General features: G+C 64.4%; 17 protein-coding genes and 1 tRNA gene. 12 read left to right on the forward strand and 6 right to left on the reverse strand.

The genetic code is table 11. The features are described 5' to 3' along the window. Positions 1-287 precede the first annotated feature (287 nt). Positions 288-1,454 carry a glutamine-hydrolyzing carbamoyl-phosphate synthase small subunit gene (carA, locus tag DL237_RS15330; protein WP_119399964.1) on the reverse strand — a complete coding sequence of 389 codons (1,167 nt, stop codon included), beginning with the start codon at positions 1,452-1,454 and terminating at the stop codon, positions 288-290. Between the two features lie 332 nt (positions 1,455-1,786). Between carA and DL237_RS15335 the strand changes: the two genes are divergently transcribed. Together DL237_RS15335 and DL237_RS15340 are read left to right on the forward strand one after the other, a co-directional pair. Further along, positions 1,787-2,248 (forward strand): GatB/YqeY domain-containing protein, encoded by a 462-nt coding sequence (locus DL237_RS15335; protein ID WP_119399965.1) that lies wholly within the window; start codon positions 1,787-1,789, stop codon positions 2,246-2,248. A 650-nt stretch (positions 2,249-2,898) separates the two neighbouring features. Further along, on the forward strand, positions 2,899-3,081 hold the full coding sequence (locus DL237_RS15340) for a DUF3008 family protein (protein ID WP_119400053.1): 183 nt from the start codon (positions 2,899-2,901) through the stop codon (positions 3,079-3,081). A 640-nt stretch (positions 3,082-3,721) separates the two neighbouring features. Here the strand turns inward: DL237_RS15340 and DL237_RS15345 are convergent. The 4 genes from DL237_RS15345 to lipB form a co-directional block, all read right to left on the reverse strand. Continuing rightward, positions 3,722-4,198, reverse strand: a complete 477-nt coding sequence (locus DL237_RS15345) for a DUF2244 domain-containing protein (protein WP_119399966.1) — start codon at positions 4,196-4,198, stop codon at positions 3,722-3,724. Between the two features lie 167 nt (positions 4,199-4,365). Next, on the reverse strand, positions 4,366-6,036 hold the full coding sequence (gene ctaD, locus DL237_RS15350; RefSeq protein ID WP_119399967.1) for a cytochrome c oxidase subunit I: 1,671 nt from the start codon (positions 6,034-6,036) through the stop codon (positions 4,366-4,368). A 736-nt stretch (positions 6,037-6,772) separates the two neighbouring features. After that, a complete protein-coding gene (locus DL237_RS15355) occupies positions 6,773-7,180 on the reverse strand; it encodes a c-type cytochrome (protein WP_199672117.1) in 408 nt (135 codons plus the stop codon). Positions 7,181-7,509: 329 nt separating this feature from the next. Then, on the reverse strand, positions 7,510-8,163 hold the full coding sequence (gene lipB, locus DL237_RS15360; RefSeq protein ID WP_267897031.1) for a lipoyl(octanoyl) transferase LipB: 654 nt from the start codon (positions 8,161-8,163) through the stop codon (positions 7,510-7,512). Between the two features lie 532 nt (positions 8,164-8,695). Between lipB and DL237_RS15365 the strand changes: the two genes are divergently transcribed. From DL237_RS15365 to DL237_RS15385, 5 genes are all read left to right on the forward strand, one after another. Beyond that, positions 8,696-8,782: transfer RNA gene (locus tag DL237_RS15365), tRNA-Leu, on the forward strand. 415 nt (positions 8,783-9,197) lie between these two features. Next, a complete protein-coding gene (locus tag DL237_RS15370) occupies positions 9,198-11,441 on the forward strand; it encodes a TonB-dependent receptor (RefSeq protein ID WP_158585657.1) in 2,244 nt (747 codons plus the stop codon). Between the two features lie 149 nt (positions 11,442-11,590). Continuing rightward, positions 11,591-12,274 (forward strand): Fe2+-dependent dioxygenase, encoded by a 684-nt coding sequence (locus DL237_RS15375; RefSeq protein ID WP_119399971.1) that lies wholly within the window; start codon positions 11,591-11,593, stop codon positions 12,272-12,274. A gap of 557 nt (positions 12,275-12,831) precedes the next feature. Beyond that, positions 12,832-14,022, forward strand: a complete 1,191-nt coding sequence (locus tag DL237_RS15380) for an MFS transporter (protein ID WP_119399972.1) — start codon at positions 12,832-12,834, stop codon at positions 14,020-14,022. A gap of 244 nt (positions 14,023-14,266) precedes the next feature. Continuing rightward, positions 14,267-15,151: an acyl-CoA thioesterase gene (locus DL237_RS15385; protein ID WP_119399973.1), complete on the forward strand. Its 885-nt coding sequence runs from the start codon at positions 14,267-14,269 to the stop codon at positions 15,149-15,151. 340 nt (positions 15,152-15,491) lie between these two features. On the opposite strand, the gene DL237_RS15390 is transcribed toward DL237_RS15385, so the two are convergent. Continuing rightward, entirely contained in the window at positions 15,492-16,202 is a 711-nt protein-coding gene (locus DL237_RS15390) for a DUF1045 domain-containing protein (protein ID WP_119399974.1), read from the reverse strand. Between the two features lie 322 nt (positions 16,203-16,524). Here DL237_RS15390 and DL237_RS15395 point away from each other — a divergent pair, with 322 nt between their 5' ends. The 5 genes from DL237_RS15395 (at position 16,525) to DL237_RS15415 (ending at position 20,324) form a co-directional block, all read left to right on the forward strand. Continuing rightward, a complete protein-coding gene (locus tag DL237_RS15395; RefSeq protein WP_119399975.1) occupies positions 16,525-17,157 on the forward strand; it encodes an ATP-dependent Clp protease proteolytic subunit in 633 nt (210 codons plus the stop codon). 161 nt (positions 17,158-17,318) lie between these two features. Then, positions 17,319-18,584 carry an ATP-dependent Clp protease ATP-binding subunit ClpX gene (clpX, locus tag DL237_RS15400; protein WP_119399976.1) on the forward strand — a complete coding sequence of 422 codons (1,266 nt, stop codon included), beginning with the start codon at positions 17,319-17,321 and terminating at the stop codon, positions 18,582-18,584. A gap of 269 nt (positions 18,585-18,853) precedes the next feature. Continuing rightward, positions 18,854-19,237, forward strand: coding sequence for an NADH:ubiquinone oxidoreductase subunit NDUFA12 (locus DL237_RS15405; RefSeq protein WP_119399977.1), 384 nt, complete (start codon positions 18,854-18,856; stop codon positions 19,235-19,237). Positions 19,238-19,395: 158 nt separating this feature from the next. After that, positions 19,396-19,854, forward strand: a complete 459-nt coding sequence (mlaD, locus tag DL237_RS15410; RefSeq protein ID WP_119399978.1) for an outer membrane lipid asymmetry maintenance protein MlaD — start codon at positions 19,396-19,398, stop codon at positions 19,852-19,854. Beyond that, positions 19,851-20,324, forward strand: a complete 474-nt coding sequence (locus DL237_RS15415) for a DUF2155 domain-containing protein (RefSeq protein ID WP_321186052.1) — start codon at positions 19,851-19,853, stop codon at positions 20,322-20,324. Before mlaD ends, DL237_RS15415 begins: the two co-directional genes overlap by 4 nt. Positions 20,325-20,332: the final 8 nt, after the last annotated feature.

Below are 20,332 nucleotides of genomic sequence, written 5' to 3' on the forward strand. Positions count from 1 at the left end.
TTTCGCAAGCGAAGGTTAATCGGGCGTTAGCAAATCCTTTCCACAGGGTTAATGGGTGCATTTTGGAAGGCGGATTCAGCGCATAGGTGTATTTTGTGGTGATTGCCCTGGCTCACTGACGATCCAAGGGCGCCCTTGCGCCGCTGCACCGCGGGCGATGCACGATGGTGCGGCGCACGATCATCCATTTTGACTGGTTCGCCAGACACCGACAGGGGGGTGAATTGCGGTTGCGCATGAAAAAGGGGGCCGGAATGGGCCCCCTGAATTCACGATCCGACATCCCTTCAGGCGTCGCTTGCAACCTTGTCCATCGAGGCGGCAAAGCGTTCAAACAGATAAAAGCTGTCTTGCGGGCCGGGGCTGGCCTCGGGGTGGTACTGGACCGAAAAGACCGGCCGGTCCGCCATGCGTATGCCACAGTTGGAACCATCGAAAAGCGAAACATGCGTTTCCTTGACACCGCTGGGCAGCGACTGGCTATCGACCGCAAAGCCGTGGTTCATCGACGTGATCTCGACCTTGCCCGTTTCCAGGTCCTTGACCGGATGGTTTGCCCCATGGTGCCCGTGGTTCATCTTGACGGTCTGCGCCCCAAGCGCCAGCGCCAGGATCTGGTGCCCCAGGCAGATACCGAAAACCGGCATGTCAGAGGCTTTCATGACCTGCTGAATCATCGGCACGGCATACTTTCCGGTTGCCGCAGGGTCGCCAGGGCCATTCGACAGGAACAATCCGTCGGGATTGTGGGCCAGCACCTCTTCGGCCGTCGCGCTTGCAGGCAAAACCGTAACGTCGCACCCGGCCGAGGCCAGACAACGCAGGATGTTGCGCTTTGCGCCATAGTCGATGGCGACCACCTTGTGGCGGGCCTCGGTCTGGCGGGTAAATCCGTCGGGCCAGGCCCACCGCATTTCATCCCAGCGATAGCTTTGGGCGCAGGTGACATCACGGGCAAGGTCCATGCCTTCGAGCCCGGCAAAGCCGCGGGCACGGGCGACCAGGGCCTCGACATCAAAGTTGCCATCGGGATCATGTGCCAGTGCGGCATGCGGCGCCCCCCGGGCGCGGATCGCGCGTGTCAGCCTGCGGGTATCGATACCGCCAATCGCAATGCGCCCACGCGCGGCCAGCCAATCACCCAGCTCCCCGGCAGCACGATAGTTCGACGCTTCGGTCGGGTCCCATTTGACCACCATCCCCGCCGCGACAGGATTGGCGGTTTCATCGTCTTCGGTATTCACGCCGACGTTGCCGATATGGGGGAAGGTAAAGGTGATAATCTGTCCGGCATAGGATGGATCAGTCATGATCTCCTGGTAGCCGGTCATCGCCGTGTTGAAGCAGAGTTCAGCCTCGGTCACGCCGGTGGCGCCAAACCCCTTGCCGTAGAAGATCGTCCCATCGGCAAGCGCGAGGCAGGCAGTCGGTTTCTGTCCTTGGATAAGGGGCATGGCAACAACTCTTCTGGGAATGGCAAATCGGAGCATACCTAGAAGGGCAGGGCAGGCGGGTCAAGGGGCGGAGAGGCGTGTGCCGGGCTTTGGCTTCGTTGTGCGGGACACTCGCAAGCGAGCGACGAGGAGAGAGTCGCCCAACGAGGTGCGAATGCGGTTGCTGCATCGCGGCAGGTTTCAGGCCCCACAGGGGCGTTGACGCGGCGAAACCTTAACAGGTGGGCTCAAAACCGTTCCGCGCCGCGGCGAATGCGCGGTGGAACGCTTGTCGATGGCTGTGCGTTTCGCTATATGTCGGCACTTGCAACCAACTCCGGGGTAGACGTGAGATGCAACTGAGAGACCAGGTCAACACAGCCATGAAGGCCGCGATGAAAGATCGCGCCAAGGAACGGCTCTGCACCCTGCGGCTGATCAATGCAGCCATCAAGGACCGCGATATTGCCGTCCGCGGCGACGGCAAGGACGAAGGCGTCTGCGAGGCCGAAGTGCTTGCTATCTTGGGGAAAATGACCAAGCAAAGACAGGAAAGCGCCCGCGCCTACGAAGAAGGTGGGCGCATCGACCTGGCGGAGCAGGAACTGGAAGAAATCAAGGTGATCGAAGAGTTCCTGCCGCGGCAGCTGCGCGACAAGGAAGTGGATGCGGCGATCGAGGAAGCCATTGCCACCACCGAGGCGAATTCGATCCGGGACATGGGCAAGGTCATTGGCCATCTGAAGGCGAAATACACCGGCCAGATGGACTTTGGCGCCGTTGGGCCGATGGTGAAAAAACGCCTGACTACATAAGCTTAGGCGTAGCGACAGTTTCAAAGGGCCCCTGCCGGGAGATCGGCGGGGGCTTTTTTTCGTCCTGCGGCCTGCCGGGAGCGGCGCAGGGCGAGGGGGGCCAAACTGCCCGAAACGGAACGTCGGTGCCTGCGTCGGTATCTGGGCGGTATCCGGGCGGTGGAAACTCGGTCGGTTCTGTCTGCGTCTTCGTCTGACGCGGCGCGGCGTCGCGGTTGGGGCTGGCGCAGGGAGGAGCGGCGCGCGGGTGCGTCGCGGAAAGGCAAGGATGCCGAGGCGGGGGGCGTGGGCCGAAGGTGGGGGGAGGATGCCGGGTGATTCGGTGTCGACGGGGGCCGTGCGCCGCCACCGGCGGGGGCGAAGCGGCCGGGATGCAAAAGGCTTTGCGGCTCTCGGCGGAGAGGTTCGGAATTGGACCCTGTGAATGGGAACCCGTGCCCGGGCTGACAAGTTTTCACCTTGCTACATTCCCGCAGCGGAACATTCGGCCAGACCAGACCAGACGGGCCAGACCACATCTGCCAGAGCAGACGGTTCAGACCAGACGGGCCAGAGCAGACGGGCCAGGGGTGTGAGACTTGACTATGTGGCTGTCGGACGTGGCTTGGCCCCCACGGCGGGACTGATGGACAGAGACAGGAGACATGCAGATGAAAGCGCGATCCAAGGCACAGCAGCGGGCCGCCGGGGCGGCTCTTTCCGCCAAACGGGGCGAGACCAAAGTCGGTGATTTGCAGGGTGCATCAAAGGACATGTACGACAGCATGAGCGAGGCTGAGTTGGAAGAGATGGCATCGACCTCGCTCAAGAATCTGCCGGACGAGGCGGATTGACACGGAACGGGCAGGGTGATCCGAAACCGGCCTCGATCATCAGTCTTGCGGCGGGCTGACAGGCGCAGCGCGAGGGTTGCAAATGTTTGCGCCTTGCCATGCTGCGGGGTGAGCCGGTCGCGAGCGATATGCCCGTGAGACATGCCTGTGAGCGGGAACGGTACGGCGCGCCGTTTCGGTGGCCGCGTCGGGGTTCCTGGCGGGGCTGGTGATGGTGGTCGGGAATGGCCGCTTGCAGGTGGCCTTGCGCCCTTTGGTGACTGCATCTGGAACGCGACGATTTGCGAACGCCGCGCGCTTGCACTTGATCCTTCGGGGCCTTGTTTCAGCGGCCAATGAGGCGGGCGTGGGCGATGCCCAAGTCGCGCGGCCATGGGGGTTGCCTTGGGTTGCCTTGGGGTGTGACGGACGGGGGGCGGGCACGCAGGCGCGGAGCGTGCGAACGGAGGACGCGGCGGGGGGATACGGTTTGCGACACCGGGCTTCGCGGTGTCGCGGTTTGCAATGGGGCAGACGGGGATAGGGCAGACGGGGATAGGGCAGGCGGATGTACGGCGCTTGTCTGCGTCGCCGATATCGCCCCGCCCGCAGTCGCGTCCCACGACAAGATTTAGATCGACACGATTTAGATCGAGATGGCTCAGATCGGGCGGGACAGGACGGCGCGCAGTTCGGGATAGAGCGCCTTGCGTTCGTCTTCGGAGAGAAAGGCACCGATCTCGACCTCTCGTCCATTGCCGGACAGGGTGATGTAGTGCGGCACACGGCCACCTGTTTCATGCACTTGGAGCCGTACCCAGTAGCGGTTGCATCGCCATTCATGATGCTGGTTGCGCGGACCGTCACGCAGCAGCGTGCAATCGTCGCCGGTGATGCTGAGGCGTTCGAGGATCATGCCATCGCGATAGGACCGGCGCAGCGCCCACCACAGCGCGGCGAGGGCGATCAGCGCAAAGGGCAGCAGGCCCCAGAGCACCGGCGAGCCGAGCATGGTGAACAAAGGCACCATCGCCAGGATGAAGAACAGGCCGATCACCACGGCGAACCCGCCGGGCGGCAGCGACCTGTGCGGCGTCAGGTCGAGTTGGTGGTGATCATCCTGCCAGTGATAGGGCAAGGGCGGCTCCGTTATCGTACCGTTTGCAGGCCGAGATGGCCGGGGCAGGCGGGCGGTCCGGGTGGTTGCGCCAGCCCGCGGGACCGTATCGCGCGCCGGGGGAATGAGGGGCGTTGAAACGCGAAGGGGGCGCCTTGCGGCGCCCCCTGGTCATGTTGTGGCACCGATCAGTGCGCGTGGCTCTTGTCCCAGTCTTCGCGCTTGGGCAGCTGCTCGAACGTATGTTCGGGCGGCGGGCACGGCAGGGTCCATTCCAGCGTGTCGGCGTATTCGTTCCAGTAGTTGTTTTCGGTGATCCTGGCACCGCGGAACAGCGAATAGAACATCACGCCGAAGAAGAACACGAAGGACGCGAAGGACAGGAAGGCGCCCATCGACGACCAGAAGTTCCAGACGGCGAAGCCTTCGGGATAGTCGATGTAACGGCGCGGCATGCCCTGACGCCCGAGGAAGTGCTGCGGGAAGAAGGTCAGGTTGGCGCCGATGAACATGGCCCAGAAGTGCAGCTTGCCTGCCCATTCGGGGTATTGCCGTCCGGTCATCTTGCCGAAGTAGAAGTAGATACCGGCGAAGATGGCGAACACCGCCCCCAGCGACATCACGTAGTGGAAGTGTGCCACGACGTAGTAGGTGTCGTGATAGGCGCGGTCGACGGGGGCCTGGCTGAGCACGAGGCCGGTGACGCCGCCCACGGTGAACAGGAACAGGAAGCCGAAGGCCCAGAGCATCGGTGTCTTGAACTCGATCGAGCCCTGCCACATCGTCGCGATCCAGCTGAACACCTTGACGCCCGTCGGGACGGCGATGACCATGGTGGCCATCATGAAGTAGCTCTGCTGTGTCAGGCTGAGGCCCACGGTGTACATGTGGTGCGCCCAGACGACGAAGCCCAGCACGCCGATCGCGATGATCGCCAGCACCATCGGCAGGTAGCCGAAGATGGGCTTGCGCGCGAAGGTCGAGATGACGTGGCTGATGATGCCGAAGCCGGGCAGGATGATGATGTAGACCTCGGGGTGACCGAAGAACCACAGGATGTGCTGATAGAGGATCGGGTCGCCGCCACCTGCGGGGTTGAAGAAGGTGGTCCCGAAGTTGCGGTCGGTCAGCAGCATGGTGATGGCGCCGGCCAGCACGGGCAGGGCCAGAAGGATCAGCCAGGCGGTGACGAAGACGGACCAGGCGAACAGCGGCACCTTGAACAGCGTCATGCCGGGCGTGCGCATGTTCAGGAAGGTGGTGATGATGTTGATCGCGCCGAGGATCGAGGAGGCACCGGAGACGTGTACCGCGAAGATCGCGAGGTCGGTGGAATAGCCGCCCTCGGACGTCGACAGGGGCGGATAGAGCACCCAACCGATGCCGGAACCGGCCTGGTCATTGCCGCCGGGGGCAAACAGCGAGGCAATGCCGAGGCAGAGGCCGGCGACGTAGAGCCAGAACGACATGTTGTTCAGGCGCGGGAAGGCCATGTCCGGGGCGCCGATCTGGAGCGGCATGAAGTAGTTGCCGAAACCGCCGAACAGGGCCGGGATGACGACGAAGAACATCATCAGCACGCCGTGATAGGTGATCATGACGTTCCAGAGGTGCCCGTTTGGCGTGCACTCTGCCGAGGACGGCCAGAAACGCGCGCCCTCAAGGCACATGAACTGCACGCCGGGATGCATGAGCTCCATCCGCATGTAGACGGTGAAGAGAACCGAGATCAGGCCGGCGCATGCTGCGACGACCAGATACAGGATCCCGATATCCTTATGGTTGGTGGACATGAACCAGCGGGTGAAAAACCCACGGTTGTCTTCATGCCCGTGGCCATGAACGGCTGCGTCGGCCATGTCTGCCTCCTGCTAGAAGTTGTAGCGCCTGAGTGGGGACTCCTCCCGCGCGCCGGAAATTACAGGCTTTTTAAAAGAGCCACCCCTTCGGGGCAATGGCCGGTATTGACGCAGATCAAATATTTTTGTCAACGCGCGAGGTCGCGTGAGGCCCGGATGACGCTTTCGGCATGGTTGCATGGTGGTTTCGCCATCGTAACCCCGGCGGGGACCGGGCGTCGACAGGGGGCGAGAGGGTCGGGCGCGCGCCGCGCTGGCGGGGAGAGGCGCGGTGTTGCCGCGGCGCGCGACGTATACGGGGAGAGCGGGATCGGGAGGGCGTGCAACCGCGCCGCGAATCGGGGCGCGGTTGGTCGGGTGCATGACTTGCAGGCCGGGCGGTGTGGCTTGCAGACGACCGGGCGGTGAGGCAGTGAGGCGGTGAGGCGGCGTGGCTTGCAGACGCGCAGGCTGGTCAGGTGATATGCCTTGCAGCCGGGCCGGGCGGTGTGGCTTGCAGACGACCGGGCGGTGAGGCGACGTGGCTTGCAGACGCGCAGGCTGGTCAGGCGCGAGGTCAGGCTTGAGGTCTGGCCTGCGGTCTGCCTTGCGGTCTGGCGTGGCTGTCTGGCGTGGCTGTCGGGCGCGGGGGCCTGTCGGCGCGGTCTGATGGCGTGATCCGCCTGGCGATCCGGCGTGGTAGGCTGGTCAGGCGAGCCGGCGCAGCGATCCGCCCCGGGTGGCCTGTTGGAGCGGATCAGGAGCCGGAGTCCTGCCCGAACTGAGCGAGGTAGGCGGCCACGTCGGCCTGATGATCGCGCAGGCGGAACGTCATCTTGACCTGCGCCTTGTCGTCCCCGAGCGTTTCACGCAGAAATCCGCGCGGGTCGGTGATATAGGCCTGAAGGGTGTCGGCGTTCCAGACAAGACCCTGTTCACCTGCCGTCACGAGGTCGGCGCCATAGCGGAAATCCTCAATCCCCGCCTGACGCCCGATGATGCCATAAAGATTGGGGCCGGTACGCCCGCCCTTGACGATCACCTCGTCCGCCGAGGCGATCTGGTGGCAGGATTTGCACTTGCGGAACTCTTTTTCGCCCACTGCGGCATCGCCCATGTCGGCAAGGGCGGGGGTGGCGAGGCAAAGCAGGGCTGTTGCCGTCATCATCAGTCGGGTCACGTCGGTCCTCCGGGGTGGCGTCTGGCTACGTCGCTTGTTGTAGGGCATTGCGGTGTCGGGCCAAAGGGGGCGCGGGGCCGGTCTTTTGTCGCAGGCACCAGCGCCGGGGCGGCACCAACCGTCTTGCACCACCTCATGAAAATGCGGCGTGCGGTGCGCGGCGTGTTGGGCGCAGGCCGATGACGGTGCGGTGCCGGGCAGACAGGGCCGGTGCGCCAGCCCCCCGGCCTCGGGTTTGGTGCAGGCTGTCGGGCGGGCGGGGGGCGACGGAAGCGCGCCCGGGCCAGTCTGGACGGCTCCCTCTCGGTCTTTGCTTATGCCTCGGCGGCCGGTTCGGGAAAGGCCTTGGCAAAGGTGGCCATCAGCGCGACGTCCAGATCATCCATCCCGACCGGCAGGCCGAGGTCGACAAGGCTGGTGACGCCATGGCCTGTGATGCCACAGGGAACGATGCCCGAGAAATGCTCAAGATCCGGTTCGACGTTGATCGAGATGCCATGAAAGCTGACCCATTTGCGCAGGCGGATGCCGATGGCCGCAATCTTGTCTTCGCGCGGGGTGCCGTCGGGCAGGGGGGCCTTGTCGGGGCGCGGAACCCAGACGCCGACGCGGCCTTCGCGGATCTCTCCGGTGATGCTGAACTCGGCCAGGGTGGCAATGACCCAGTTTTCCAGGGCCAGCACGAAGGCCCGCACATCGCGACCGCGCCGGGTCAGATCCAGCATCACATAGGCCACGCGCTGACCCGGCCCATGGTAGGTGTATTGCCCGCCACGCCTGGCATCGAAGACCGGAAACCGATCCGGGTCGACCAGATCCTGCACCTTGGCCGAGGTCCCCGCAGTATAGAGCGGGGGGTGTTCGAGCAGCCAGATCGCTTCGCGGGCTTCGCCACGGGCAATCGCTTCGACGCGGGCCTCCATGAAGGCAAGCGCCTCTTCATAGCCCGTCAGCCCATCCGTGATGATCCATTCCGGGCCGGATCCATCCGCAAATGGCGTGGCGTCGTGGGTGGGGTTGGCGGCGGAACTGGGGGCAGACAAGGCAGGACTCCGGCATTTTGGGGCGAAGATTGGCAGGGAGAAAGGGGGGGGCGAAGGCGGGGTGGCGATTGTTGAGGCAGGTGGCGGAGGGCAGAGGCCGGGAAGCCAGCCGAAGCGGGCTGTCGGAGGCACAGTTTTCCGCCATTGCCGTGGGGAATGCAACGCCGTCGACATGTGCAGTGCTGCCCCTGCCAACGGGTCCCTGTCCATGGCGGCTTAGGACGGCGCATCTTTCGCGGGAAAGTTTCGCAGGGGGCCGTGTGCATGGCGGGTCGCGACCCGAAACCACGGGTCCGGAATGGAACACGCGCGGGAAGAGGGCGATGCCGGGGCCCGGCTGAAAAATGCGGCGGACCCGGTAAGAATGCCCTGACGGGAAAATCGCGCGAACAGCGCAATTTGGGTCTTCACATTGGCAGGGGCGCTGGGTATACGCCCGCTACCTACCTGATCACGTGCGGTCGTGGCGGAATTGGTAGACGCGCAGCGTTGAGGTCGCTGTGGGGTAACACCCGTGGAGGTTCGAGTCCTCTCGACCGCACCATTTCAGGCCCTGGTGCCTGATCCGGCGACAGTGATCATGTCGCATCCGACGCCCCCCTTCATTCTTGCCATTGATCGAACGCGCCGGCCCCGGGGACGGTCCGCGATGCAGTCGCGCGTGGTCTTGCCGTTGGGCGGGCCGTGTCCGCCGGGCGATGGTGCCTGCCCGTGGGGCGGCTTTGTGGGGGGCTTTGTGCGGGGCTTTGGCAACGCCGCGCGGGAATACGCATCGATCGGCGGTTCGCAGATTGACATCGGTTGCAAGCTGTAATTGGAAATGTCGCATGCGATCACGCGCCCCGAGTGCGGCACGCGATCGCCATCACTTCGCAAGCCAAAAGCCAGCAATATCCGACCGTCCCGGCCCTTGTCAGCCGATTGGGCGGCCTTTTTCTTATAGCTGGGGAGCTTGCAAAATGACATTCGACACTCCGAAACCCGGCGCGGGGCCTTCGCCTGCGCGCCATACCGCTGTGCGCCCGTCACCGACGCTTGGCTTGTTGCCGATCATCGCGATCACTGCCGCCGTGTCCGGCCCGGCCTTTGCCCAGACTGTCGACCTGGACCCGATCACCGTGCAAAGCGATGTCGAGGGTGAAGCCGCCAACAATTACACCGTGACCAACAGTGCCTCGGGCAAGGCGACCGCGCCGCTGATCGACACGCCGCAATCCGTCACCGTCATCACCCGCAAGGAGATGGAAGAGCGCGGCGCGACATCGCTGTACGATGTGCTGCGCACGACGCCGGGCATCACGATGCGCGCGGGCGAGGGCGGCACCCCCGCCGGCGATATCCCGCAGATCCGTGGCTTTGACGCCAGTGACGATATCCTGGTCGACGGGCTGCGCAATTCGTCGCGCACCAGCTACGAATCCTTCAACCTGGAAACGGTCGAGATCACCCGGGGCTCGGATGGCAGCGCGGCTGGTGCGGGCGCTGCGGGCGGCACGATCAACCTGAATTCCAAGGTGCCGCAGCCGGGGACGTTCGACGACGTGTCGCTGACCTATGGCACCGGCAACTACAAGCGCGCGACGCTGGATTCGAACCGTCAGATCGGCGATCTGGGCGTGCGGCTGAACCTGATGTACCAGGATGCCGACGACCTGGGCGGCAAGGAGGGCAAGACCTCCAAACGCTATGGCATCGCGCCCAGCCTGAGCTATCAGATCGACGAGGATACCAAGGTCACCGCGGGTCTGTATTACTACAAGAACGAGGACATGCCCGATTACGGTGTGCGGATGTCCAACGACAACGTGCCGGACGCCTATCGCGTCGGGTCGGGCACCGCGGAAGATCCGTGGCAGCCGATCGATGTGCCGACGGATACATTCTATGGCACGCCGGGGCGCGATTTTTCCGACAACGAAACCCAGAGCGCCTACGTGCGGCTGGATCACGACTTTGCCAGCGGGCTGAGCTTTGCCGCGACGCTGCGGGCGACCCATGACGAAACCCGCTATCTGGTGACGCAGCCGGGCATTTCCAGCACGGACGAGATCAGCCGGGGCGCAAAATCCGGCAACCGCGAGAACGACACGCTGGCCTTCAACGCGCAGATCAAGGGCGAGAGCGATATCCTGGGTCTGAACCACAGCTTTGCGTTCGGCCTCGACGTGTCGAAATCCGACGCGACACGGTTTGGCGGCTACAGCTATTCGCCGACGCCGGGCAACGTGGCCTATGTGAACCCCGATCTGGGCAACTGGACCGGCACGATCACGGCGGGCGACGCGAACCAGTGGCATACGACGCGGTCGACCACGCTCTATGCCTTTGATACCGTCGATCTGTCGCCGCAGTTCGAGGCGTCCTTCGGGCTGAGCCTGAACCGCTATGACGTGACCAGCGACACCGAGACCACCAGCGACACGACGAAATCCGACCTGGTGAACGGTTCGCTCGGGCTGGTGTACAAACCAACCGAGCAGGGGCGCATCTATGCCTCGATCAACAGCGCCTCGACCCCCGGCGGGCAGGGCGCGGGCACGGGCGGTGAATCGGCGGATGACAGCCTGAACGACCTCGATCCCGAACAGACGATCACCTACGAGGTCGGGACCAAGTGGCTGATGTTCAACGATCAGCTGATGCTGTCGGCCAGCCTGTTCCGCACGGAAAAGGACAATGCGCGCGTCACGACGGAGCTGGGCGAAGAGGAGAACATCGGCAAGACCCGTGCACAGGGTGTCGAGCTGGGCTTTGCCGGGCAGATCACCGACCAATGGGGGATTTCCGGCGGTTATGTCTACCAGGACGTCAAGCTGGTGGATGGCGGTTACAGCACGCCACGCGGGGGCGGCACGCCCTATCCGAACCCCGGCAACGGCAAGCAGCTGACAAAGATCCCCAAGAACACCTTCTCGCTCTGGACGACCTACGAGGTCAACGACGCCCTGACCTTTGGCGCCGGGGCGAGCTATGTGGACGAGCGTGTGGCGAGCTATTCCACCGACGGATCGGTCGCGGGGCTGATCCCGTCGAGCTGGCAGGCGGATCTGATGGTGTCCTACAAGTTCAACCAGGACACGTCGCTGCAACTGAACGTCAACAACGTGTTCGACGAACATGTGTATGGCGATTCCCACGTCACCCAGCACGTCTATACCGAGCCGGGCCGCAACTTTGCGATCACGCTGAAACATTCGTTCTGAGCGCGCCTCGGAGCAGGGAAAGGGCGGCTTTGGCCGCCCTTTTTTCGTCGGGGGGTGGTTGAATAATTCCTGACAGAAACACTTAACTTTTCGCGGCGCAGCGGGTAGCGTCGCGCCAGATACACGCGCCAGAGACAATGGAGCCTGCCATGCTTGTCACGATTCCCGATCTGCTGACCCCGGAGGAAGTCGCCTTTATCCGCCAGGTGCTGGAGGGGACCGACTGGGTCGACGGGCGGCGCACGGCCGGCGATCAGGCCGGCAAGGTCAAGCACAACCTGCAGGTCCCGGTCGAGAGCGACGAGGCGCGCGAGCTGGGCAACATCGTGCTGCGCGCGCTGGGGCGCAACGCGACCTATTCCTCGGCTGTGCTGCCGCTGCACGTGCTGCCGCCGATGTTCAACCGCTATGACGAGGGCATGACCTTTGGCGCGCACGTCGACGGGTCGATCCGGGTCGCGCCGGGCAGCGGGCAACGGCTGCGCACGGATGTGTCGACGACGATCTTTCTGACCCCGCCCGAAGACTATGATGGGGGCGAGCTGGTGGTGCATGACACCTACGGCGAACACCGCGTCAAGCTGCCTGCAGGGCAGGCGGTGATCTATCCCGCAACCAGCCTGCATTCGGTCACGCCCGTGACGCGCGGATCGCGCTGGGGGTCGTTCTTTTGGGCGCAATCGATGGTGCGCGACGACTGGCAGCGCCACATGCTGTACGACCTCGACCAATCGATCATGCGAATCCGGTCGATGCTGCCCGACGACGACCCCGGCGTCACCGGGATCACATCGCATTATCACAACATGATCCGGCAATGGTCCGAGCTGTGATCCCCGGGGCGCGCAGGCAGCAAAACCTGCGCTGCCGCGACGCGGATGTGGATGTGACACCGAGGGCGGGCCCGCAAGGGCGGGCAATGCGCGCGGGCAAGGTGGCGGCGGGCGTATTGCAGGGAAGGTGAGTGGGCCCGCGCGAACGGCATGACGCGGGGCGGGCCTGCGATCGGCGAGCTGCGGAGGCCCGGCGCCGCCGGAAAAGGCGCGATTGACGCATAACCGCTTTTTCATAAACGCCAGCCAGAACGGGTCAACTGCGCAGAAAGCCTGCGCTTTCTTTTGCGACATGGCGGCTATGCGCTGGCGGAAGACTTTCCGGGCGGGCCGGGGTCTTGCGCCCGGCAGGAATGCATCCGAAACAGGACGAAAGGCGAGTCTGGGGCTGTCGGTCTGGTGAATGGGTCAGCCGTGCCGTGCCGCCTCCCCCCGTCAAAGTCACCCGCGCCGGATCGTGCGTGCCACATCAGCCGACCCACAGGGGCGCGGCCGGGAGGGCAGAGCGACCGGGCCATAGATTGCGTGCGGACGGGTCCGCACCTCGGAGTAGCCAGATGTCAGACGATACGACCGCCACGCGCCGCGGGCTTGTCATGCTTGCCCTTGCCCTTGGCGGTTTCGCCATCGGCGTCGCGGAATTCGCCACGATGAGCATCCTTCCCTATTTCTCGCGCGAGTTCGGCGTGACCGAGGCGGCCGCGGGCCGGGCGATCAGTGCCTATGCGCTTGGCGTCTGCGTCGGCGCGCCGGTGATCGCGCTGCTGGGGGCGCGGGTGTCGCGGCGCGGCCTGCTGGTGGCGTTGATGGCGTTCTATGCCCTCAGCAACGCGGCCTCGGGGCTGATGCCGGGCTGGGGCGGGTTCACCGCGTCGCGCTTTTTCGCCGGGTTGCCGCATGGCACCTATTTCGGGGTCGCCGGGCTGATGGCGGCGTCGATGGCGCCAAAGGGCAAACGGGCACAGGCGGTGTCGCGGGTGATGCTGGGGCTGACGGTGTCGACCATCCTGGGCGTGCCGCTGGCCAATATCTTTGGTGCGCAACTGGGGTGGCGGTGGAGTTTCGCGCTGGTCACCGTGCTGGCGACGGCCTGTGCCACGCTGGTCTGGCTGTATGCGCCGAAACTGCCGACACCGGCGGACGCCAGCCCGATGCGAGAGCTGTCGACGCTGAAAAGCCGGCAGATCTGGCTGACGCTGGGGATCGGGGCGGTCGGGTTCGGGGGCATGTTCTGCGTCTACACCTACCTCGCCTCGCTGGTGATGGAGCATGCCGGGGCGCCGGAGAGCGTGGTGCCGCTGATGCTGATGATCTTTGGCGTGGGCATGACGGCAGGTCAGTTCATCTTTGGCTGGGCGGCGGACAAGTCGCTGATGGGGTCGGCGGCGGTCTGCCTTGTGGTCAGCGCGATTGCCATGGTGGTGTTCTGGGCGGTGGCGGGGAACATCTGGCTGATGGCGCCGGTGCTGCTGGTGATCGGCATCACCGGCGGGCTGAGCACGATCCTGCAAACCCGCCTGATGGACCTGGCGGCGGATGCGCCGACGCTGTCGGCGGCGCTGAACCACAGCGCCTTCAACTTTGCCAACGCGCTTGGCCCCTGGATGGGGGGCATGGCGCTGGCTGCCGGGTTCGGCTGGCCTTCGGTCGGGCTGGTCGGCATGGGGCTGTCGCTGGCGGGGCTGGGGGTCTGGGCGATCGCGATGATCGACGATGCGCCGCGCCGTCGCGGGGTCGTGCCGGGCTGAACCGGCGCGCGCAGGCCTGGGCGACGGGCGGCTTTTCGGGCGTGATCCAAAGGCGCGCTGGCGTGTTTTCCGCCGGTCGCCGGACACTGGTCACTGGTCGCCGGACACTAAGGCTACCTCGGCGCTACGGGTGCCCTGGCGGGTGCGCGGGCCAAGAGGTCTTGCAATGTCGCGGCATTTCGCGATTTTGGTGCGCCGAGCCCCAAGGCGGGGCGTGCAGTCTGAACAACCCGGAGGCCGAGCCATGAATGTAGACCCCCCCGAGGTCGATGACACCCTGACGCCCATCCTGACGGTCGAGCGGATCGAGGAGGATTTCTATCGCGGAATCGCCACTCCGGGCGGCCGTGGTCGCAGTTTTGGCGGACAGGTCATCGCCCAGGCGCTGATGGCGGCGAGCCATACCGTGGGGCCGGAGCGGCGCAATCATTCCCTGCACGTCTACTTCATGCGGCCCGGCAAGGCGGTCGAACCCGTACTGTACCGGGTGTCGCGCGACATGGACGGGCGCAGCTTTGCGACCCGGCGCGTTGTCGCCATCCAGGGGGGCAAGCCCATCCTGACGATGGCGGCGTCGTTCCAGGTCGAGGATGCGGGCCTGTCGCATCAGGAAGCGTTTCCCGACACGATCACCCCGCCGGAGGAGCTGGAAAACGAATTGCAGCTGGCAGAGCGTCATCCCGAGGTGCTGAACGCAGAAACGCTTGCCTTTCTACGGCTGAACCGCCCCATCGAGGTGCGCCCGGTCGGCCCGACACCGCCCTTCGACATGGCCCCGCGCGAGGGCACGCAGTATCGCTGGATCCGCACCCGGTTCCCCCTGGCGGACGATCCGATCCTGCACCGCGCGGCGCTGGCCTATACCTCGGACCTGGGGTTGTTGCAGGCGGCGCTGACGGTGCACGGGCGCAGCTGGATCGACCCCGGTGCCAAGGTCGCCTCTCTGGATCATGCGCTGTGGCTGCACGGGGATTTCCGCATGGACGATTGGTTGCTGTATGCGATGAACAGCCCCTGGGCGGGCAATTCGCGCGGCATGACATTCGGCAAGATCTTCACGCGCGACGGGCGGCTAGTCGCCTCGGTCGCGCAGGAAGGGATGCTGCGGGTCGAGGACGCGGCGGGCTGACCCCCTGTTGTGCGACCGGTGCCGGGGGCGTTTGCATCTGCCCGGGCATATCGTGCGACACCGGCCCACGCGAAACAGCAAGAACGAATTCGGGCGGAGGTCGCAGACCTGCCGCCCGTTTTCGTGCTGCAAAAGGAATTGATCCTTGTCTATCCGCCGCAGGTGACAGCGGTATGTCAGCGCCGTGTCGCTGCCATGATCCTTGGCATTCGCTTGGGTGACATTGATCCCCGGGCGACCTTTTGCCCCCCGGACAGGCCTGCGCGGTTCCGCGTCGGCCGACGCCCGCGCATCCGCCGTTCGCCGTCGGCCGCCCGGGTGGTGCCGCCTGACGCGCGCGTCATGTCAGGTGCGGATCGGGTGCGGCCAGCAGGGGCAGGCGTTCGATCAGGTGAAACCGCCCATCGGTATCTTCCCCGGCAAGGCACAGGCTGGTGATGTTGAACGGGGCCATGTCGATCGCGGCCAGGTGCGGCGCAAGGGCCTGCGCCGTCTGTTCGGCCTCGTCGGGGGCAAGGCGACCTGTCAGGGTCAGGTGAAAGCGGAATTCCTCAAGCACATAGGGATACCCCCAGTCGCGCAGCAGCGCCTCTTGTCTGGGGCTGAGGCCGGCCTTTCGGCGGCGGGCCAGCTCTGCCTCGGGGGCGGCGGCGCGAAAATTGTCCAGGCCCCGCACCATGGTGCCGGCCAGGTCGGCCAGAGGTCCGGCGTCGCCTTCTGGCGTCAGGGCCAGGAAGGCGCCGAGACGATGCAGGCGCAATCCCGCCATGCGAACCGGGGGGCGCGTCGCGCAAAGCGCCCGCGCGGCGCTGCGCAGGGCGGCGACGCTGTGCCCGTCCGCCAGGCGGAACGGCGGCTTGATCGTGCCGTGAAACCCATATTTGCGCGGAGTCGCGGTGATCTGGTCAAGCGGGCGCGGCAGGCCTGCGATGTCGGGGTGCGGGGTCACACGCCCGGCCTGCGCATCCCAGCCAAGCCATGCGGCCCCGAAATCGGCCAGCGGGCCGGGATCGGGCATGTAATAGAGGGCGTAGCGGCTGAAATCTGTCATTGATGGGTCCTGATCCGGGGCCACGGTGGCATGTGCGTCTGATAGCGCAGCCAGCACGACAGGGAAATGACGGAGCGTCGGCGGCAAACGGGCGATCAATTTTTCGCGTGCCCAAAACGGTCCGAGCGATTGCCCCCGATGTGGGTCGCGGCGCCCCGAAGCCGCGCAATTGCTGAGGTTTCGCGCGGCAGCGGCACGGCCCCCGTCAACCATGCCGTGGCAAAATCGCCACCTGCCCTTGCGGCTGATCCGGCGCAATACTAAGACTCTGTTAGGGTCTGATCGATAGGGATCGGATGAGAACATCAAGAGCAGGGCGAGCATGCGAGATCCGGTAGACTTTTACATGAACAATCTGGTGCCGATGGTTGTCGAGCAGACAAGCCGTGGCGAACGGGCCTACGACATCTTCTCGCGGCTGCTGAAAGAGCGGATCATCTTCCTCTCCGGTCCGGTGCACGACGGCATGTCGAGCCTGATCGTGGCGCAGTTGCTGCACCTTGAGGCGGAGAACCCGTCGAAGGAAATTTCCATGTATATCAACAGCCCCGGCGGTGTCGTGACCGCTGGTCTGTCGATCTACGACACCATGCAGTACATCAAGCCGAAGGTATCGACGCTGGTTGTCGGTCAGGCGATGTCGATGGGGTCGCTGCTGCTGGCCGGTGGCGCCGAGGGGATGCGCTTTTCCCTGCCCAACTCCGAGATCATGGTGCACCAACCCTCTGGTGGCTATCAGGGGCAGGCGACGGATATTATGATTCACGCCGAACATACCAAGAAACTGAAAGAGCGGCTTAACCGTATCTATGTCAGACATACCGGGCAGAGCTACGAAAAGGTGGTGGACGCGCTGGAACGCGATAACTTCATGAGTGCCGAAGAGGCGAAAGACTGGGGCCTGATCGACGAGATCGTGGCAAGCCGCGACGCACTTCCCGACGCTGCCAAGTAAATTTGCCTGGCCCCTTGCCCGATAGGAGGGGAGGGGCCGAAGCGTAACTTTGGCGTTGTGGCCACGCAGGGGCTGACTTAGTCTGTCCTGCAAGCCAAGGGGGACGGCGCCCCCGAACGCGAGAGAAAGGCCCCACGAGCGGGCGAAAGGTAGAACGTAAGATGGCGACGAATTCCGGCGGAGACAGCAAGAACACGCTTTATTGCAGCTTTTGCGGCAAGAGCCAGCATGAGGTGCGCAAGCTGATCGCAGGGCCGACGGTCTTCATTTGTGACGAATGCGTCGAGCTTTGCATGGATATCATCCGCGAAGAGACCAAGTCGACCGGTCTGAAATCCTCCGAAGGTGTGCCGACCCCAAAAGAGATCTGTGGTGTGCTGGACGATTACGTGATCGGTCAGATGACGGCAAAGCGGGTTCTTTCGGTGGCCGTACATAACCACTACAAACGGCTGAACCATTCCGCCAAGGGCGGCGATATTGAGCTGGCGAAATCCAACATCCTGCTGATCGGCCCGACGGGTTGCGGCAAGACGCTGCTGGCACAGACGCTGGCGCGCATTCTGGATGTGCCGTTTACCATGGCCGATGCGACCACGCTGACCGAAGCCGGTTACGTGGGCGAGGATGTCGAGAATATCATCCTAAAGCTGCTGCAATCGAGCGAATACAACGTCGAAAAGGCGCAGCGCGGCATCGTCTATATCGACGAGGTCGACAAGATCACCCGCAAGAGCGAGAACCCCTCGATCACCCGCGACGTGTCGGGCGAGGGCGTCCAGCAGGCGCTGCTGAAACTGATGGAGGGCACTGTCGCCTCTGTACCGCCGCAGGGCGGGCGCAAGCATCCGCAGCAGGAATTCCTGCAAGTGGACACGACGAACATCCTGTTCATCTGCGGTGGGGCCTTCGCCGGCCTTGACCGGATCATCGCGCAGCGCGGCAAGGGCAGCGCCATGGGCTTTGGTGCCGATGTGCGTGATAACGACGACCGTGGCGTCGGCGAGATCTTTCAGGAGCTTGAGCCGGAAGACCTGCTGAAATTCGGCCTGATCCCGGAATTCGTGGGGCGCCTGCCGGTTCTGGCGACGCTGGAAGATCTGGACGAAGACGCGCTTGTCACCATCCTGACGGCACCCAAGAACGCGCTGGTAAAGCAGTACCAGCGCCTGTTCGAGCTGGAAGACGTGCAGCTGACCTTTACCGACGACGCGCTGAGCGCGATTGCCAAACGGGCCATCAAACGCAAGACCGGTGCCCGCGGGTTGCGGTCGATCCTCGAGGATATCCTGCTGAACACCATGTTCGAGATGCCGGGGATGGACGAGGTCGAAGAGGTCGTGGTCAACGAGGAAGCGGTGAATTCGGATGCGCAGCCGCTGATGATCTATTCCGAATCCAAAAAGGAAGAGGCGACCGCGGGCTGACGCAGACGGCGACCCGCAACGCAGATTTCAAAAGGCCCCGCCCGACCCGGTGGGGCCTTTTCGCTTTTCCGGGGTCGCTTTTCCCTGCCGGGGCGGCGACGGAGTGGCATCAATCTGCCGCCGGGGGCGGTTGGGTCCGGCGTCGGCCTTGTGCATTTTGATAGAATCATCGGAATTTGGCGGCGTCTGACGGCGCGATACCGCTGCGCGGCTCTGGACCTTCGCGCCCGAATGGGCCATATCGGAAGCAACAGACATCGGAGGCTTTGATGGGCGTTCTGAACACTCTACTGCGCGCGGCAACCTGGTGGAACGGCTCCACTCTGAACACCGCGCTCTATACCCGCCGCAAGGGCACCAAGGTCGGAGAAGACGACCAGGGCAACGTCTATTATCAGAGCGCGGACGGCAAACGCCGCTGGGTCATGTTCAATGGCGAGATCGAGGCAAGCCGCGTCAACCCCGACTGGCACGGCTGGTTGCATCACACCTTCGACACCACGCCCGCTGATCGCCCGCTGGTGCACAAGACCTGGGAAAAGCCGCACCAGGAAAACCTGACCGGCTCTCCTCTGGCGTATGCGCCTGCGGGGTCGTTGCGCCGGCCCGTGCCTGTCGCACGGGAAGATTACCAGGCGTGGTCGCCGGAATAAGCGTGTGACCGGCGGCACCGCCGCCGGCAAGGTGCCGCCGCGCCGCCAGCATCCCGACGTTGACATGGCCGGGCTGCACACCAGATTGTCGGAACGGAACACGGGCCGGCCGCGTATGGCCTGATCCGGTTTGGGACCAGAACGGGAAACCACGGGATATGTCCGAAAACACCACCGAAGTCGTCGTTGGCGCTGGCGTTCTGGCCATCGCTGCGGCGTTCCTGATCTATGCAGCACAGATGAGCGGTATCGGCAGCGGCACCGGGGGATACCCCCTGTTCGCGTCCTTCCGTTCTGCCGAAGGGGTCAACGTTGGCACCGACGTGCGCCTGGCGGGGGTCAAGGTGGGGACGGTCACAGGCATTTCCCTGGACCCGACGACGTTTCGCGCGCGCACCGATTTCACCCTGCGCGACGGCATCGACGTGCCCGACGACAGCCAGGCGATCATCTCGTCCGAGGGGTTGCTGGGGGGCAATTATGTCGAAATCATGCCTGGCGGATCGACCTTCAACTATGCCGCGGGGGACGAGATCCTGGATACCCAGGGGTCGGTCAGCCTGATCACGTTGCTGTTGAAATTTGTTGCCGGCAGCGGGGATAGTTCGAGCCAATGATGCGTTATGCCCTCGCACTCGCCGCCGCCGTTTTCGCGGCCACCGGCCTCGCTGGTACGTCCCAGGCACAGGAAGATGTCAGCCTGGGCACCGGGGTTCTTTTGCGGGGGCTGGACAAGATCGACGGCGACACCACCGACCTGCAAATTCGCAATGGCGAGGTCGCGCGCTTTGGCAGTCTTGAAATCGGGCTGCGTGATTGCCGTTACCCGGTTGGCAACCCGTCGGGCGATGCCTTTGCCAGCCTGACGATTCAGGAAACGGACGCAGGCGAACAGAAGGTGCTGTTCGACGGCTGGATGATCGCGTCATCGCCCGCGCTGAACGCGCTGGATCATTTTCGCTATGATATCTGGGTCCTGCGTTGCACCGTTCCCGCCGGTGTTCAGGACCCGGCGCAGCAGACCGCCCCGCCGCCACCGGGCGAAGACGACCTGCCCCCCGATAGCGAAGCGGCACCCGTCGACTAATTAATTGC

The organism is Pseudooceanicola sediminis, assembly GCF_003575965.1.
GTDB lineage: Bacteria > Pseudomonadota > Alphaproteobacteria > Rhodobacterales > Rhodobacteraceae > Pseudooceanicola > Pseudooceanicola sediminis.

Coding starts and splice junctions, on each gene's coding strand:
- carA (WP_119399964.1), bottom strand. CDS start 1,454: ATGCCCCTTATCCAAGGACAGAAACCGACTGCCTGCCTCGCGCTTGCC.
- DL237_RS15335 (WP_119399965.1), top strand. CDS start 1,787: ATGCAACTGAGAGACCAGGTCAACACAGCCATGAAGGCCGCGATGAAA.
- DL237_RS15340 (WP_119400053.1), top strand. CDS start 2,899: ATGAAAGCGCGATCCAAGGCACAGCAGCGGGCCGCCGGGGCGGCTCTT.
- ctaD (WP_119399967.1), bottom strand. CDS start 6,036: ATGGCCGACGCAGCCGTTCATGGCCACGGGCATGAAGACAACCGTGGG.
- DL237_RS15355 (WP_199672117.1), bottom strand. CDS start 7,180: ATGACGGCAACAGCCCTGCTTTGCCTCGCCACCCCCGCCCTTGCCGAC.
- DL237_RS15370 (WP_158585657.1), top strand. CDS start 9,198: ATGACATTCGACACTCCGAAACCCGGCGCGGGGCCTTCGCCTGCGCGC.
- DL237_RS15375 (WP_119399971.1), top strand. CDS start 11,591: ATGCTTGTCACGATTCCCGATCTGCTGACCCCGGAGGAAGTCGCCTTT.
- DL237_RS15380 (WP_119399972.1), top strand. CDS start 12,832: ATGTCAGACGATACGACCGCCACGCGCCGCGGGCTTGTCATGCTTGCC.
- DL237_RS15385 (WP_119399973.1), top strand. CDS start 14,267: ATGAATGTAGACCCCCCCGAGGTCGATGACACCCTGACGCCCATCCTG.
- DL237_RS15390 (WP_119399974.1), bottom strand. CDS start 16,202: ATGACAGATTTCAGCCGCTACGCCCTCTATTACATGCCCGATCCCGGC.
- DL237_RS15395 (WP_119399975.1), top strand. CDS start 16,525: ATGCGAGATCCGGTAGACTTTTACATGAACAATCTGGTGCCGATGGTT.
- clpX (WP_119399976.1), top strand. CDS start 17,319: ATGGCGACGAATTCCGGCGGAGACAGCAAGAACACGCTTTATTGCAGC.
- DL237_RS15405 (WP_119399977.1), top strand. CDS start 18,854: ATGGGCGTTCTGAACACTCTACTGCGCGCGGCAACCTGGTGGAACGGC.
- mlaD (WP_119399978.1), top strand. CDS start 19,396: ATGTCCGAAAACACCACCGAAGTCGTCGTTGGCGCTGGCGTTCTGGCC.
- DL237_RS15415 (WP_321186052.1), top strand. CDS start 19,851: ATGATGCGTTATGCCCTCGCACTCGCCGCCGCCGTTTTCGCGGCCACC.